The organism is Bradyrhizobium sp. 26S5, from assembly GCF_036923295.1.
GTDB classification, from domain to species: Bacteria; Pseudomonadota; Alphaproteobacteria; order Rhizobiales; family Xanthobacteraceae; genus Bradyrhizobium; species Bradyrhizobium septentrionale.
Genome location: NZ_CP145948.1, coordinates 861,953 through 877,530, shown reverse-complemented (window position 1 = coordinate 877,530; position 15,578 = coordinate 861,953). Strand labels below are relative to the sequence as shown.

General features: G+C 64.7%; 16 protein-coding genes. 12 read left to right on the top strand and 4 right to left on the bottom strand.

Annotated features, from left to right (window positions below; all coding sequences use genetic code 11):
• Positions 1-3: 3 nt before the first annotated feature.
• The 3 genes from V5279_RS04045 (at position 4) to V5279_RS04035 (ending at position 2,959) form a co-directional block, all read left to right on the top strand.
• Positions 4-1,461 (top strand): CDGSH iron-sulfur domain-containing protein, encoded by a 1,458-nt coding sequence (locus V5279_RS04045; RefSeq protein WP_338695311.1) that lies wholly within the window; start codon positions 4-6, stop codon positions 1,459-1,461.
• 80 nt (positions 1,462-1,541) lie between these two features.
• The gene (locus V5279_RS04040; RefSeq protein ID WP_338695309.1) at positions 1,542-2,465 is read left to right on the top strand and encodes an alpha/beta hydrolase family esterase; all 924 of its coding nucleotides are present in this window, start codon (positions 1,542-1,544) and stop codon (positions 2,463-2,465) included.
• Between the two features lie 143 nt (positions 2,466-2,608).
• Positions 2,609-2,959, top strand: a complete 351-nt coding sequence (locus V5279_RS04035; protein WP_028339041.1) for a RidA family protein — start codon at positions 2,609-2,611, stop codon at positions 2,957-2,959.
• 93 nt (positions 2,960-3,052) lie between these two features.
• Here the strand turns inward: V5279_RS04035 and V5279_RS04030 are convergent, their stop codons facing one another.
• Together V5279_RS04030 and V5279_RS04025 are read right to left on the bottom strand one after the other, a co-directional pair.
• On the bottom strand, positions 3,053-4,207 hold the full coding sequence (locus V5279_RS04030) for an alpha/beta fold hydrolase (RefSeq protein ID WP_414645897.1): 1,155 nt from the start codon (positions 4,205-4,207) through the stop codon (positions 3,053-3,055).
• 188 nt (positions 4,208-4,395) lie between these two features.
• Positions 4,396-5,463, bottom strand: a complete 1,068-nt coding sequence (locus V5279_RS04025) for an aromatic ring-hydroxylating dioxygenase subunit alpha (RefSeq protein WP_338695302.1) — start codon at positions 5,461-5,463, stop codon at positions 4,396-4,398.
• A gap of 67 nt (positions 5,464-5,530) precedes the next feature.
• Here V5279_RS04025 and V5279_RS04020 point away from each other — a divergent pair, with 67 nt between their 5' ends.
• From V5279_RS04020 to V5279_RS03985, 8 genes are all read left to right on the top strand, one after another.
• The gene (locus V5279_RS04020) at positions 5,531-6,478 is read left to right on the top strand and encodes a LysR family transcriptional regulator (RefSeq protein ID WP_338695300.1); all 948 of its coding nucleotides are present in this window, start codon (positions 5,531-5,533) and stop codon (positions 6,476-6,478) included.
• A gap of 104 nt (positions 6,479-6,582) precedes the next feature.
• Positions 6,583-7,272, top strand: a complete 690-nt coding sequence (locus V5279_RS04015) for an RNA polymerase sigma factor (protein ID WP_338695297.1) — start codon at positions 6,583-6,585, stop codon at positions 7,270-7,272.
• 94 nt (positions 7,273-7,366) lie between these two features.
• Positions 7,367-7,888, top strand: coding sequence for a DUF4142 domain-containing protein (locus V5279_RS04010; RefSeq protein ID WP_338695295.1), 522 nt, complete (start codon positions 7,367-7,369; stop codon positions 7,886-7,888).
• Between the two features lie 8 nt (positions 7,889-7,896).
• On the top strand, positions 7,897-8,214 hold the full coding sequence (locus V5279_RS04005; RefSeq protein ID WP_338695293.1) for a cupredoxin domain-containing protein: 318 nt from the start codon (positions 7,897-7,899) through the stop codon (positions 8,212-8,214).
• A 93-nt stretch (positions 8,215-8,307) separates the two neighbouring features.
• The gene (locus V5279_RS04000) at positions 8,308-8,670 is read left to right on the top strand and encodes a nuclear transport factor 2 family protein (RefSeq protein WP_029077875.1); all 363 of its coding nucleotides are present in this window, start codon (positions 8,308-8,310) and stop codon (positions 8,668-8,670) included.
• A gap of 125 nt (positions 8,671-8,795) precedes the next feature.
• Positions 8,796-9,593: a helix-turn-helix transcriptional regulator gene (locus V5279_RS03995; protein WP_338695291.1), complete on the top strand. Its 798-nt coding sequence runs from the start codon at positions 8,796-8,798 to the stop codon at positions 9,591-9,593.
• Between the two features lie 345 nt (positions 9,594-9,938).
• Entirely contained in the window at positions 9,939-10,559 is a 621-nt protein-coding gene (locus V5279_RS03990; RefSeq protein ID WP_338695289.1) for a haloacid dehalogenase type II, read from the top strand.
• Positions 10,560-10,761: 202 nt separating this feature from the next.
• Positions 10,762-11,931, top strand: coding sequence for a cytochrome P450 (locus V5279_RS03985; RefSeq protein WP_338695287.1), 1,170 nt, complete (start codon positions 10,762-10,764; stop codon positions 11,929-11,931).
• Between the two features lie 105 nt (positions 11,932-12,036).
• Here the strand turns inward: V5279_RS03985 and V5279_RS03980 are convergent, their stop codons facing one another.
• Positions 12,037-12,966, bottom strand: a complete 930-nt coding sequence (locus V5279_RS03980; protein WP_338695285.1) for a dihydrodipicolinate synthase family protein — start codon at positions 12,964-12,966, stop codon at positions 12,037-12,039.
• 24 nt (positions 12,967-12,990) lie between these two features.
• Positions 12,991-14,157: an NADH:flavin oxidoreductase/NADH oxidase gene (locus V5279_RS03975; RefSeq protein WP_338695283.1), complete on the bottom strand. Its 1,167-nt coding sequence runs from the start codon at positions 14,155-14,157 to the stop codon at positions 12,991-12,993.
• Between the two features lie 244 nt (positions 14,158-14,401).
• Here V5279_RS03975 and V5279_RS03970 point away from each other — a divergent pair, with 244 nt between their 5' ends.
• A complete protein-coding gene (locus tag V5279_RS03970) occupies positions 14,402-15,421 on the top strand; it encodes an LLM class flavin-dependent oxidoreductase (RefSeq protein WP_338695281.1) in 1,020 nt (339 codons plus the stop codon).
• Positions 15,422-15,578: the final 157 nt, after the last annotated feature.

Genomic DNA, 15,578 nt, shown 5'->3' with positions numbered 1-15,578 from the left:
GGCATGACAGAAGACAGTTCCGCTCACGGCCCGAGCGATAAGCAACAGGTTCGCAAGCGCATCATCGTCAGACGCAACGGGCCTTACGAACCCGAGCCCGGCATTCCGATCGTCGATCATCTCGGTGTGCCGATCGCAGCCGAGGCGCCGGTGCGGCTCTGCCGCTGCGGGCAATCGCAGACCAAGCCGTTCTGCGACGACAGCCACGTCGCGCGCGGTTTCACCGACGCCAGGGATCCGCGTCGCGTGCCCGACAAGCTCGACGTCTATGCGGGACAGCAAGCATTCGTGTTCGACAATCGCGGCACCTGCGCGCATTCCGGCTTCTGCACCGACCGGCTCAGCTCCGTGTTTCATCTCGGCGAGGAGCCTTTCATCGCGCCGAGCGGCGCGCGGCTCGACGATCTCTTCAACGCGGTGCGCAGGTGCCCATCGGGCGCGCTCGGGATCGGCATTGGCCCCGCGCGCGACGCCAACCTGTCCGACGTCAGCCGGGCGGCGCAGATCGAGGTGTCGAAGGACGGCCCCTATCGCGTCACCGGCCATGTCGATCTGGTCGATGAGGATGGCACGCCGGTCGCACGGAACGCGGGCGCGTCGCAGGAACATGTCAGTCTGTGCCGCTGCGGCTCTTCGCTGAACAAGCCGTTCTGCAGCGGCATGCACTGGAACGTCGCATTTCGCGATCCGGTCCCCGATCCCTTGCGCGAGCCGACGCTGTTCGAATGGGCCGGCGGCTATCCGGCGCTGCTCGACATGACCCGCATCTTCTACGGCCGCTATGTGCCGGAAGATCCGCTGCTCGGCCCGCTGTTCGCCGAAATGTCGCCGGACCATCCCGAACGGGTGGCGGCGTGGCTGAGCGAGGTGTTCGGCGGCCCGCGCTTCTACACCGAACGTTATGGCGGTTATCGGCGGATGGTGTCGCAGCATATCGGCAAGGAGATCCGGACGGAGCAACGCGCGCTGTGGGCCACCTATATGGTGCAGAGCGCCGACGATGCCGGGCTGCCGTCCGATCCGGAATTCCGCGCCGCGTTCGTCGCCTATATCGAATGGGGCTCACGGATCGCGGTGGAGAATTCGGGGGCCGGTGCGAAACCGCCGCCGAACATGCCGGTGCCGCGATGGTGGTGGGTCTGCAACGCAACGCCCGCGGCGCGGCTGTCCGCAATTGAAGGCGACGCGCAAGCCGCAACCGAGACCAGCATAGCACTGCCCGGTCCGGGCGAGGCGCTGCAGTTCGAAGCGCACATCCGGCCGCTGTTCCGGCTGATGGATCGCAACTCGATGCTGTTCGCCTTCGACCTCTGGAAGGAGGCGGATGTCATCAAGCATCGCCAGCAGATCCTGGCCCGTCTGGAGGCCGGCACCATGCCCTGCGACGGCGCCTGGCCGGCGGAACAAGTCGCGCTGTTCGCACGCTGGGCCGATGCGCTGAAGCCGCCGACCGGATCGTGAAAGCCGTGTTCGGCCGGACCGGTTGAACCGGCTGTGTCGTCATGCTGATATCGCCATCGCGAGGACAGGAAACCTCAGCGATGCGACGGCATCCAATCGGTATGCTGGTTTTGGCCGGCGCGATCGCCTCGAGCATCGTGCCGGTGCGCGCGGATTCACTCACCGTCAACGGCACGACGCGAACATTCACGCTGCAGCCACCTGCAACCAGGCCCGCGCCGCTCGTCATCGTGCTGCACGGCAAGACCCAGAGCAGCGCCGACATGATCACACGGACGTCGTGTCCATTGATCGCCAGGCGCGACGGCTTCGCGGTGGCGTATCCCGATGGGTTGAAGCACGCCTGGGCCGACTCCCGGCCGAACGCGCGGCGCGCCGCCGATCCGCCGCCGGAAGGCACCGACGACGTCGCCTTCATTGCGCAATTGATCGCGAAGCTCGTCGGCGACGGGACCGCCGATCCGAAGCGCATCTATGTCACCGGCATCTCCAATGGCGGCGCGATGGCCATGACCTTGGCCTGCGAACGCGCCGACCTGTTCGCGGCGGCGGCCAGCGTGGTCATGAACCTGACCGACGAATCCGCTCGCGCCTGCCGGCCCGCGCGTCCGGTGCCGATGCTCCTGATGAACGGCACCGTCGACCCGTTGATCCCCTATCAGGGTGGACGCGGCACCAGCTATTTCGCGGTCGACGGATTCTGGTCGACCGAACGCACCCTGCAATTCTGGCGGCGGATCAATGGCTGCGAGAGCAAGGACGCCGCAACCACTGATCTGCCCGACCGCAACCCTTCCGATCAATCAACTGTCACACGGATCGACTCGGTCTGTCCGCAAGGACGTGACGTCGTGCTCTACCGGGTGAATAGCGGAGGCCACCGCATGCCCGGCCACTTCCCGGACGCCCATTTTACGAAACTGGCGGCCGCGCTGCTCGGACCGCAAAACGGCGATATCGACGGCGCCGACACGATTTGGGCCTTCTTCGCGCGTTTTCCGTGAGCGGTGCTGCAAATTGTGCAGTGGCGGTGGTCGCTGTGGCAGGCTAGAGGTTCTCTCGTTTTGACGCGTTTTCTTCATGCGAACCGGTAGCCACTTCGCTTGAAAACGCTATAGACATGCCCGCCATTCAAGTGGAGACCCAAATGAGCATTCAACGTTTCGAAACCGGCCCGCGCATGAGCCAGGCCGTCGTGCACGGCAACACCGTCTATCTCGCCGGCGTCGTCGCCGGCAAGGCCGCGGGCGGCAGCGTCACCGACCAGACCAAGGACATCCTGTCGATCATCGATGGCCATTTGGCCAAGGCCGGCACCGACAAGTCAAAACTCCTCAGCGCAACCATCTACATCACCGACATGAAGACGTTCCCGGAGATGAACGCGGTGTGGGACGGCTGGGTCTCGGAGGGTAACACCCCGGCCCGCGCCACCGTCGAGGCCAAGCTCGCGGCGCCGCAGTACAATGTCGAGATCATGGTTGTCGCGGCGAAGTAAGCGCGACAATCAACCGCGACGCACGTCGTCGCGACGGATATCGGATGCCCCGGATTGCAAAATTGCAGTTCGGGGCATTTTCGTTTTTTTCACTCACGCGCTGATCCGTGCTCGCTCGCCCGCGGCCTCGCCGAGATCGGACTGCAGCCAGCGGGCAATCCGGCGCCATGAACCGGCCAGAGCCCTGCAGCCCATGAACAGGCCGAGATGACCACACGGCTCAGTCTCGCTTCGCAGCCACGCGGGCGGCGTGCCCAATAGTCGCATTGTCGCAAATGCCTGGTCGGGCGGAACAACGATGTCGTTCTCCGCGGCGAGCAGGAAGGTCGGCAGCTTCACCGCGGCAAGATCGATCTTGGTGCCAAGCGCGACGAAGTCACCGGCCGCGATCCGGTTCTGACGAAAGATCCAGTCAGTCACTTCCAGGTAGTAGGTGCCCGGCAAATCAAGCGTCTCACTGTTCCAGCGCATGAAACGATCGAGCAGCGCCTGTGCATCGTCCGACTTGCCGTCGAGACGCCGCTGCAGCGCCGCTTCCACGTCAGGCAGGCTGAACGGAATACTCCAGAGCTGCAGCATGTACTTGCCACTGACGATCCCATCTCCCTGACGCACCATCGCCTCGAAGCCTTGCTGCGGCAGCGAGGCGACCATCCGCGAAAGCTCCGACGGCACCGAGACGTCGACCGGGCTGCCTGCAAGCACGAGCCGCCGCACCTTGCCGGGAAAGCGCGCCGCATAAAGCAACGACAGCCAGCCGCCTTGACAGAGACCGGCAAGGTCGACCGGCGGCCCGATCGTGTCGACGGCCACGTTGAGATCAGACAGATAGGTGTCGATCGAGAAATATCGCATCTCCGGTGCCGCCGAGCGCCAATCCGTGAGATAGAGACGCGCTAGACCCGCCTGCTGTAACGCCTCCATCAGGCTGTGGCCGGGGGCAATATCCGCGATCTGCGCGCGGTGCAGCGCATAGGGCGCGCAGACCAGCAGCGGCGGGCCTTCGACCGCGCTTGAAAAGTCGAGCAGGAGCATCGACGGCAGTTGAAGCGCGACCGAATGGGCCGTCGTCCAGGGCAGCGCCGCGTCGCCTGGCGCATCCGCCGGCTCCGGCGCGCGATTGGGGTACCACTGCGAGTAGATGTCCAGCGCCAAACGCGTGGCTTCAAACGGCCACAGCCAGGCGTCCTGCACCCAGCTGGCGCTCGCACGTCGTTCCGATGGATCCGTCTTTTCGGGCAAGCTCATTCACCGATTGATCGCCACCGAAATAGTCTGGCCGGCGCGGGTCGAAGCCTTGACCCTAATCAAAAACCGACGAATTCACGTTGAGCACCTTACGCCAAACCCGCTGGAGCGCAGCCACGCCAGCACGTCACGATCTCGCGATCCCGGCGCGGCTTGCGGCCAAGCGGTGACGGCCATCGCTTCAGCGACTATGCGGCGCGTGCTGTGCCCCTCTCCGCCTCGAGCTTGCGCGCGAACAGCCAGCGGAAATAGGTCAGCGGCGCATCGGCGCCGATCGCAAGCAGCTGATAGTCCGGATCGACGTCGAGCACCTTCTGCTGCGCCTCGATGAAGTCCTTGTCCTCGTTGAAGGCCTCCTCGAGGGAATGCCGCAACGAGAGCGCGATGTTCGGGTTGCCGATGTCGAAATCGTGCAGGTAATTCCAGAAGAAGTGCGTCGACGAGCGGGTCTCCGGCGTCATGAACTGGGCGTTGCGGTATTGCCGCGTGCCCGGAACCTGAACGCCTTTCTCCACGCCCTGCCCGGCCGGCGCAAACGTGGTATCGAGCGTGAAGATGCCCGGAACGATCATGCGGCCGATATTGCGACGATCGACCTTGTCGGCCCGGTTGGAAATCACCTTCTTGTGGTAGGGCGGCGCATCGGCGCCCATGTGCCAACGCTCGACGCGGAAGCCGTCGTCCAGCTTCTCGATCGCGACCGGCTTGGTCTTGTAGGCGTATTCCTCGGAGCCGCCGAGCGTGTTGGTGTGGACGAAGGCGAGATGGGCGAAGTCGCTGAGATTATCGACGATCAGGAGCCAATTGGCCTTGTAGTGCATGTAGCCGGGCAGGCCGCGCCATTTTGGATCTTCGAGCGGCGGATAATCGAGGATGAGTTTCGGATCGGCCTTCTCGGGATCGCCGGTCCAGATGAAGATCATGTTGTAGCGCTCGACCGCGGGATAGCTGCGCACGCCGAGCTTGGCGGGGATCGCGTCCTGGCCGGGAATCTGGATGCACTTGCCGTCGGCCGCGAACTTCATGCCGTGATACATGCACCTGATGTCGTCGCCCTCGACGCGTCCCATCGAGAGCGGCGCGGCGCGATGGCAACAACGGTCGTCGAGCGCGACCACCTTTCCGCTGGAGCCGCGATAGAGCACGATCGGCCGCTCCAGGATGGTGCGCGCCAGCTTCTTGCCGTCGATCAGCTCGTGATTCAGCGCCGCCACATACCAGGCGTTGCGCAGGAAAATTCCGTTGTCGTCAGCCATCTCGCCCTCCCGATGCAAATTTGGTTACGACGAGGTTAGGTGATTGCGATCGCCGGGATAATCCGATTTGGCTGGACACACTGTACCGCTGGATGGACAATCGGCCATGGAGTGGCGCGATTGGGAGCTGTTTTGCGAGGTTGTCGAGCATGGCGGCTTCACCGCGGCCGCGCGCGTGCTCGGACATCCCAAATCGAGCCTCAGTGCTGCGGTGCAGCGTCTCGAAGCCAATCTCGGGCTGCGGCTGATCGAGCGGACCACGCGACACCTGCGGCTGACCGATTCCGGCGAGACCATCTATCGCAAGGTGCGCCCGCTGTTCACCGCGCTGCACGACACCCACAGCGAGGCGCTGGCGATGAGCAGCGCGGTCGCAGGCACGCTGCGCATCAAGGCGCCCTATGAATTCGGTGCGCATCACGCAGGGCCAGTCGCCTGCGCGGTGATGGGCCGCTACCCGGAGCTTGCGATCCGGATCGATGTCGAGCACGACATCGTCAACCCGATCGCCGAAAACTACGACATCGTGTTCGCGATGCTGGAGGCGCCGCTGCCGTCGGCCGGCATCGTGATCCGCCGCGTCTTTACGCTCGAACGCGGCCTGTTCGCCGCGCCGGCGCTGCTGGAGAAGTTCGGCGAACCGCGCACGCTGATTGAGCTGAGAAAGCTGCCGCTATTGACCGGCCCGAGCGATCCGCCATGGGCGATCACCGCTCCCGGCGGTGCGGTCGAGCATCTCGCAGTCGACCGCGCGCGCCTCACCAGCTCGAATGCCCATGTCCGCTTGCAGGCCGCGCTCGCCGGCCATGGCGTGCTGCGGGTGACCGCGAGCTACACCCGCGCCGCGGTGGCGGCCGGCGAGTTGCGGCGGCTGTTACAGGATCACGCCTGCGAGCCGTTGAACGTGCACGCGCTGTTGCCGGCGCGGCAATTTGTCCCGGCCAAGGTGCGCTGCTTCCTCGATGCGATGGAGGCGCATGCGCGGGGCGATCCGGAGGCCTATATCAGACCGTGACTACTGATTGACGGCTGTTTTGGCCAACCACGATTTTCTCGGGAACCTGGCCGGCCCCGCGGCATCTAATGTCGATAATCAGTGAACAGTGAGGCAATCCCACCATGCGCCAAGCCCAGGTAAAGCAACCACCGCCGATCCGCTCAGCCGAAGCCGAGCTCGTGCAACGCGCGCTCGCCCGCGACGAGGCCGCGGTTCGCGCCATCATGCAGGCGAATAATCGCCGGCTGTTCCGGCTGGCGCGCGGCATCCTGCGCAACGACAACGAGGCCGAGGATGTGGTTCAGGAGGCCTATGTGCGCGCCTTCACCCATCTGGACCAGTTCCGCGGCAACTCGAGCCTTTCGACCTGGCTGTCGCGGATCGCGATCAACGAGGCGCTCGGCCGCCTGCGTAGCAGGCACACAAGCGTGGAATGGTCCGAGCTGCCGAGAGGCGCCCTTGAAGCTCAGATCATCCAGTTCCCCTTGTCGTCAGCGGACGATCCGGAAAAATCCATGGCCCAACGCGAAATCCAGCATGTTGTCGAGCGCGCGATCGATGAGCTGCCCGAGGCGTTCCGCCTCGTCTTCATCACCCGGGTGATCGAGGGCATGAATGTCGAGGAGACCGCTGAAATCCTCGCCCTGAAGCCGGAAACCGTGAAGACCCGCCTGCACCGTGCCCGGACCATGCTTCGCGACAATGTCGAGCGGAAGATCGGCCCCGTCGTAATGGAGGCCTTTCCCTTTGCGGGCAGACGCTGCGAGCGATTGACCGAGGCGGTCCTGAAACGGCTCGGCGCCACCGCATAGATTTTCGGGAACCTCGGCGCGTCCGCACCATCCAACTCCTGTGCAACCAACAACGTGCCGTGCGCTACGCCCGGCTCAACAGGAGTGTCAAACCATGTTCGTTCGATTGAGCATCGCGGTCGCCGCGCTCAGCGTTCTCAGCGGAGCAGCGTTGGCGCAGGGCGCAAAGCCGACCGATCCGCAGATCGCGCACATCGCCTATACCGCCGGCGTGATCGACATCAATGCCGCCAAACAGGCGGAGTCGAAGGCTTCCAACAAGGAAGTCAAGGCGTTCGCCCAGGACATGGCGCGCGACCATGAGGCGGTGAACAAGCAGGCGCTCGACCTCGTCAAGAAGCTGAAGGTGACGCCGGAGGACAACGACACCAGCAAGGCGCTGTCGAAACAGGCGGCCGACAAGCTCGCCGAGCTCGGCAAGCTGACAGGCGCCGCCTATGACAAGGCCTATATCGACAACGAGGTCGCCTACCACAAGACCGTCAACACGGCGCTGGAGACGCAGCTGATCCCCTCGGCCAGCAATCCCGAGCTGAAGGGCCTGCTGCAGACCGGCCTGAAGATCTTCCAGGGCCACCAGCAGCATGCCGAACATGTCGCAGCCAGCCTGAAATAAGGAGACGCATGATGTTGCGCTATCTCGCAACGCTCGCCTTGCTCGTGTTCGGCGCGACGGCCGTCCCGGCGCATGCGGCCACCATCCAGATCGTGATGGAGAATTTGGTGATCTCGCCGGCCGAGGTATCGGCCAAGGTCGGCGACACCATCGAATGGGTCAACAAGGACGTATTGGCGCACACCGCCACCGCGAAGAACAGCGACTTCGATGTGACGATCGCGCCGAAGAAGACGGTCAAGTCGGTTCTGACCAAGGCCGGTACGATCGACTATTACTGCCGCTACCATCCCAACATGAAGGCGGTGCTGACGATCGCGCCGTAACTCGCGCGATGACCTCCGAGGTAATCGATCGATGCCTGCGAACCTTCGATAGTCCGGACAGCCGCACAGTCCGGCCCATCGAAGGAGAGCAGCATGACCGACCACGCCACCATCGCCCGCAATTATATCGAGCTCTGGAACGAGCGGACGCCGAGCCGTCGCCGCGAGATGCTGAGCCAGAACTGGACCGCCGATGCGCGCTATGTCGATCCGCTGATGAGCGGTGACGGCCATGAGGGCGTCGACGCGCTGATCGCGGGCGTGCAGCAGAAGTTTCCGGACTTCACCTTCAAGCTGATCGGCGAACCGAACGGCTTCGGCGACCATGTCCGCTTCTCCTGGGGGCTCGGACCCGACGGCGTCGACAGCCCGATCAAGGGCACCGATTTCGCCATGCTGAAGGACGGCCGGATCAGGAGCATCACGGGCTTCCTCGACCAGGTGCCGGGCGCCTGACCCGAGCTTCTTGATCGACGCGTTTTCTTCACGCGAACCGGGCCCCACTTCGCTCGAAAACGCTATGGTCCGCTTCCAACCCGGTGATGTCGCTGCTAATCTTCCCGAAACACAGGGAGGACGCCATGAAGGCAGATTTCGCCTTCAAGACTTCTGTCGTCAGCGACATCACGCCGGCGCTGCTGGCGATCGGCCGCGACAGCTTTCCGCAGGCCCTGATCGGTTCGCTGCGCCGCGTCGCCGGTGTCGGTCACTGCATGGTGTTCTCGTTTACAGGCCCGCGGTCCGCCGCGTGCCTGCTCGACGTCGGCAACATCCCGACCGGGCGTGAGCTAGGGATCGCCTATTCCGAACATTTCCATCAAGCCGACCCGAACCGCGATGCCGTGTTCGAGGGGCAGGCGCAGGCCACGCCGATCGTGCTGCCGACCTTTGCTCGCCGGATGTACAGCGACGGCTACCGCAAGATCTTCTTCGACGATTCCGACATCGTCGACAAGTTCGCCTCGGCGATCTGGACTGGCGACACCTGCTTCTATGTCAACTTCTACCAGATCACAGCGCAAGGCCGTTTCAGCCGCGAACAGATCGCGCGGCTGGCCGCGGTCGCGCCCGCGTTGACGGCAGCGGTGGCGCGGCACTTCCAGCCCGACATGGCGCCGGATGCCGATCCGATCGCGCGGCTGCAGACCCTGTTTGCGACGGCAGCACCGCTCGCCCGGCTGACCGGGCGCGAGCGGGAGGTCTGCCTGCGCATCCTGTCGGGTCTCAGCTCGGAAGCGATCGCGGCCGAACTCGGCATCGGGCTGCATTCCGCCCTCACCTATCGCAAGCGTGCCTATGACAAGCTCGGCATCTCCTCGCAGAACGAGCTGTTCGCGATCGCGCTGCGCCTGATGGCCTCGACCCGCAGCCTGAACTGAAGCCGATCGCTCGCGCAGTCTCGGGCGTCGCGCACCCACCTGAATAATCCGGATGCGCATCTCCGGATATGACAACCTTACAGAGGGCGCGTGACATCTGTGACATCATCTCCTTGTTTTGCGCCCCAACGAGGTGTCGTTTCCCGGCGCGGCTGCTAGTTGTTTGTACCTCAGCAGATCAGTCGGCCGACGATCCCGTGAGGTGAGGTCAGACGCAGAAGTTGGAAGGGACAGACGCTGGTGCAAGCATCCACCCACCCAGTTTCGGAACGTCAATGACGTCAAGGCGCTCGCATTCGATGTCCAGGGCACGTGTGTCGACTTCTATCAGCCGGTTCTCCGCGGTTGGCGATCGACTGGACGACGCTGCTGGCGGAGTGGCGCGACCTCTATCGCGTGGCGCTTGATACTGTCATCGCCGGACAGCGGCCATGGCTGCGGGTCGACCGGATCTACCGCGAGGCGCTGGACATTCTGCTGGAGCGACGGGGCCTCGGCGACGCGTTCACCCGACAGGAACGCGACGACCTGAACAGCGTCTGGACCAGGCTTGATGCCTGGCCTGATGCCGTCGCGGGACTTGCCCGCCTGCGGCGGCGGTTCACGACCGCTACGCTGTCCAACGCCGGAATGGCGGCGGTGGTGGCGGTGGTGAAGCACGCCAATTTGCCGTTCGATGCGATCCTCACGGCGGAGCTCGCCCACAGCTACAAGCCGGCACCTTCCGTCTACCAATTGGCGGTCGATTTCCTCGGCTATCGGCCGGATCAGATCGTGATGGTCGCCTGCCACAAATATGATCTGAAGGCCGCGCGGGCCTTCGGCATGCGCACGGCATTCGTTGCACGTCCGCTCGAATTCGGTCCGGACGTGAAGCCCGATGTGACGGCGGAGGATTGGTTCGACATCCATGTTGACAGCTTCACCGCGCTCGCCGACGCGCTGGGAGCCGGTTCCTCGTCCTAGAGCATTTTCGGTTCTGATTGAATCAGAACCGAAGCTCTAGCTTTTGTTTTGACGCGTTTTCTTCACGCGAACCGGGATCCACTTCGCTCGAAAACGCTCTAGCTCGCTGCCCCGCCGCCTGTCCCCAACGGTGGGGACAGACTGGAGGTGCTTTCCGGCCTATGCTGGGTCCGAAACCTGAGGCCAACCTGAGATACACGTCGTGAGCACCGCTCCCCATTTCGACATCGATGTGCCAGCCTTCTGGCAGGACCCCTATCCGACACTCGCGCGGATGCGCAAGGAGGCGCCGATCGCCTTCGTGCCGCAGCTCGGCAGCACGCTGCTGTGCAACCGCGACGACATCTTCGTCTCCGAGAAGCAGATCGACGTGTTCTCGTCGCACCAGCCCGAAGGATTGATGAACAAACTGATGGGCCACAACATGATGCGCAAGGACGGTGATGCGCACATGAACGAACGCAAGGCGATCTTCCCGGCGATCTCGCCGAAGACCGTCCGATCGCACTGGACCGTGCAATTCGAGCGACATGCAGCGCGCATTCTCGACGAATTGAAGCCGGACGGGGTGGTCGATTTCGTGCAGGCCTTCGCGCTGCCGTTCTCAGCCGAATGCCTGAAGTCGATCACCGGCCTCACCAACATGCGCTTCCAGGACATGAACGCCTGGTCGCAGGGCATGATCGACGGCATCGCCAATTATGTCGGCGACCCCGCGATCGAGGCGCGCTGCCACGCGGCGACCTCGGGCATCGATGCCGCGATCGACGACATGGTGCCGGTGCTGCGCAAGACGCCCGATCTCAGCCTGCTCGGCGTGATGCTGCAAACCGACATGCCGATGGAAAGCGTGCGCGCCAACATCAAGCTCGCGATCTCGGGCGGCCAGAACGAGCCGCGCGACGCGATCGCCGGCACGGTGTGGGCGCTGCTGACCCATCCGGATCAGCTTGCACTCGCGACGAGCGGCACGATCCCGTGGTTGCAGGTGTTCGAAGAATATGCGCGCTGGATCTCGCCGATCGGCATGTCGCCGCGGCGGATCGCAAAGCCCTGGACGATCCGGGACGTCGCGTTCGAGACCAATGAGCGCGTGTTCCTGATGTTCGGCTCGGCGAACCGCGACGAGAGGCATTTCGACAGGCCCGACGCGTTCGACGTCCGCCGCGACGCGAGCAAGAGCATCGCGTTCGGCGCCGGCCCGCATTTCTGCGCCGGCGCCTGGGCCTCGCGCGCCATGGTCGCCGACGTCGCGCTGCCCGCGATCTTCAACCGGCTGAAAAACCTGCGTCTGATCGAGGACAAGCCGCCGCGGATCGGCGGCTGGGCGTTCCGCGGCCTGCTGGATCTGCCGGTGAGGTGGGACGTCTAGAGCTTCGGTTCTGATTGTATCAGAACCGAAGCTCTAGCTCTTTTTTTGACGCGTTTTCTTCACGCGAACCGGTGTCCACTTCGCTCGAAAACGCTATGGGCGCGCTCATCGTCCCCAGCGCAGCACGACCGGGTCGAGCGTGCGTGCGATCTCGATCAGCCCCGCGCGGGTCGCGGGGTGCAGTGGCTGCAACGGGTGGCGCACCGCATCGGACTTGATGACGCCGCCTTCGCGCATCAGGACCTTGCAGGCCTGCAACCCGCATTGGCGGTTCTCGTAGTTGATCAGCGGCAACCAGCGCGCATAGGCCCGCACCGCTTCGTCGCGCCGGCCCGCGAAGAACGGATCCATGATCTGGCGGATGCCGTCGGGATAGCCGCCGCCGGTCATCGCGCCGGTGGCGCCGGCGTCGAGATCGGCCATCAGCGTGATCGCCTCTTTGCCGTCCCACGGCCCTTCGATCTCGGCACCGCCCTTCTCGATCAGACCGCGCAGCTTGTTCGCCGCCATCGGCACCTCGATCTTGAAGTACCTGATATTGGCAAGCTCCTTCGCCATTCGCGCCAGAAAATCCACCGAGAGCGGCGTGCCCGCGACCGGCGCGTCCTGGATCATGATCGGGATCTTGATGGCATCCGATACCGTCCGATAGAACTCATAGATGCCCGGCTCCGGCACGCGGAAGGTCGCGCCGTGATAGGGCGGCATCACCATGACCATGGCGGCACCGGCGGCTTCCGCCTCGCGGCTGCGCGCCGCGCAGACCGCCGAGGAGAAATGCGTCGTCGTGACGATGACGGGAATCCGCCCCGCAACATGCTTGAGCACCGCGTGCATCACGGTTTCGCGCTCGGCATCGGTCAGCACGAACTGCTCGGAGAAATTGGCAAGGATGCAGATGCCGTGGGAGCCGGCGTCGATCATGAAGTCGACGCAGCGCCGCTGGCCGTCGAGGTCGAGATTGCCGTCGGCATCAAAGATGGTCGGCGCCACGGGGAAGACGCCACGATAGGGACGCTTTGCGATTGATGTCATGATGACGACCTCTCAGGGCTCTTGTCAGATCTTGCGGAACGGCAGCGGCGGGCCTTCGAGCCTGCGCAGGCCCGGCTCGCGCCGCTCCAGCCACCAGCCATATTGCTTCGGCCAGGACGCGAAAACCTCGCCGCTTCCGCCGCCAAGCGCAAGCTCGGCGTGCAGCGGCCAGTTCGGATCGAACAGCGCCTCGCGGCCGATCGCGAGCAGATCGGCATGGCCGCCCGCCAGAACATCCTCGGCCTGCTGCGGATGCAGGATGAGGCCGACGGCGATTGTGGCAACATCGGCGGCGCGGCGGATTTCGGCGGCATAGGGCACCTGAAAGCCGTAGCCGCGCGGAATCCGCGCCGCCGTCGCCGAACCGAGCAGGCCGCCCGACGAGCAATCAATCAGATCGGCACCACGCGCCCTGGCTTCCCGGGCGAATGCGATCTGGTCCTCGAGCGCGAGACCGCCGTCGATGCCGTCGACCGAGGAGATCCGCACCGACAGCGGCCGCTCGGCGGGCCAGGCCGCGCGCACGGTCTCGATGATCTCGAGCGGATAGCGCATCCGCCCGGCGCGGTCGCCGCCATAGGCATCGCTGCGGCGGTTCGACAAGGGCGAGAGGAATTCGTGCAGCAGATAGCCGTGCGCGCAATGCACCTCGACGAATTCGAAGCCGGCCTCCACCGCGCGCAAGGTGGCGCGACGCCATTGCTCGCGCAACGCGGCGAGCTCAGCTGCGTCGAGCGCGTGCGGCATCAGCCAGCCTTCTTCCATCGGGATCGCGCTGGGCGCCACCGTCCGCCACGGCAGATCGCCGCGGGCGCGGTCGACCTCGTCGAGTGCGGCATTGCCGTACCACGGACGCTGCATGCTGGCCTTGCGGCCGGCATGCGCGAGCTGGATCGACGGCACGGCGCCGTTGTCCTTCAGGAAGGCCGCGATGCGCTCGAGCGGCGCGATCTGCTCGTCGTTCCAGATACCGACATCGCCATGGGTGATGCGGCCCTCGGCCGTAACCGCCGCGGCCTCGACCATCACGAGCCCGGCACCGCCTTGCGCGAATTTACCAAGATGCACAAGGTGCCAGTCATTGGCGACGCCGTCGGTCGCCGAATACTGGCACATCGGCGAAATCAGGATGCGGTTTCGGGAGGTCACGCCGCGAAGCGTGATCGGCTGAAACAGAAGCGGCTGCGACATCGGGACCTTCGGAACGTGGTGGCGGGACAACGGCCGCCGAAAGCTAGGCGGCGCGCCGCATCATCGCAAGCTGCACAACGGCGCAGGCGGCAGGACCTGGATGCATGCGCCGCGCGCGCGATGGGCAATCATCCAAACCCGAAGCCCCGGCTGCAGAAATTTTCCTCGGTTGGTAAATACTTTCGATCACCGTCGTATCACGCCACCGATCGCAATTTATGCCGGGCATGCCTACATTGCCGATATGAAAAAAATCGGATTCCTCTCGTTCGGGCACTGGACGCCCTCGCCGCAATCGCAGGCCCGCTCAGCCGCCGATGTGCTGTTGCAATCCATCGACCTTGCGGTCGCCGCCGAAGAGCTGGGCGCGGACGGCGCGTATTTTCGCGTCCATCACTTCGCCCGCCAGCTGGCCTCGCCCTTCCCGCTTCTGGCGGCGGTCGGCGCAAAGACCAGCCGGATCGAAATCGGCACCGCCGTGATCGATATGCGCTACGAAAATCCGCTCTACATGATCGAGGACGCCGGCGCGGCCGATCTCATCGCCCGCGGACGCCTGCAACTCGGCATCAGCCGCGGCTCGCCCGAGCAGGTGATCGATGGCTGGCGCTATTTCGGCTATCAGCCGGGCGAAGGCCAGACCGACGCCGACATGGGCCGGCGTCACGCCGAGATCTTCCTCGACATGCTGCGCGGACAGGGATTTGCGCAGCCGAATCCGCGGCCGATGTTTCCCAATCCTCCCGGCCTGCTGCGGCTCGAACCGCTCTCGGAGGGCCTGCGCGAGCAGATCTGGTGGGGCGCCGGCTCGAACGCCACGGCGGTCTGGGCCGCGAAGCTCGGAATGAACCTGCAGAGCTCGACGCTGAAGAGCGACGAGACCGGCGAAGCCTTCCACATCCAGCAGGCCGCCCAGATCCGGGCCTATCGCGCCGCCTGGAAGGAGGCCGGCCACACCCGCGAGCCGCGGGTCTCGGTGAGCCGCAGCATCTTCGCGCTGGTCGACGATCGCGATCGCGCCTATTTCGGCAACGGGCAGGAGGAAGACCAGATCGGCTTCATCGACGAGCGGACGCGCGCGATCTTCGGCCGCGGCTATGCTGCCGAGCCGGACAAACTGATCGAGCAGCTCAAGACGGACGAGGCGATCGCCGAGGCCGACACCCTGCTTCTGACCGTGCCCAATCAGCTCGGCGTCGCCTACAACGCGCATGTGATCGAGACGATCTTGACTCAGATCGCACCCGCCTTGGGCTGGCGCTGAGCTTGGCTGGCGCTGAGCTTGCCGCGGGACCAGGACCCGCGGCGGCCGTCTTCCAGGGGGTGGTTGAGAGGGGGACGATCCGCCGCGGGCTTGAACCGACCGTTCTCGCCGGAGGATGGTCGGTTCTATATGGCCAATGCGGGAACCGGCGAGATCG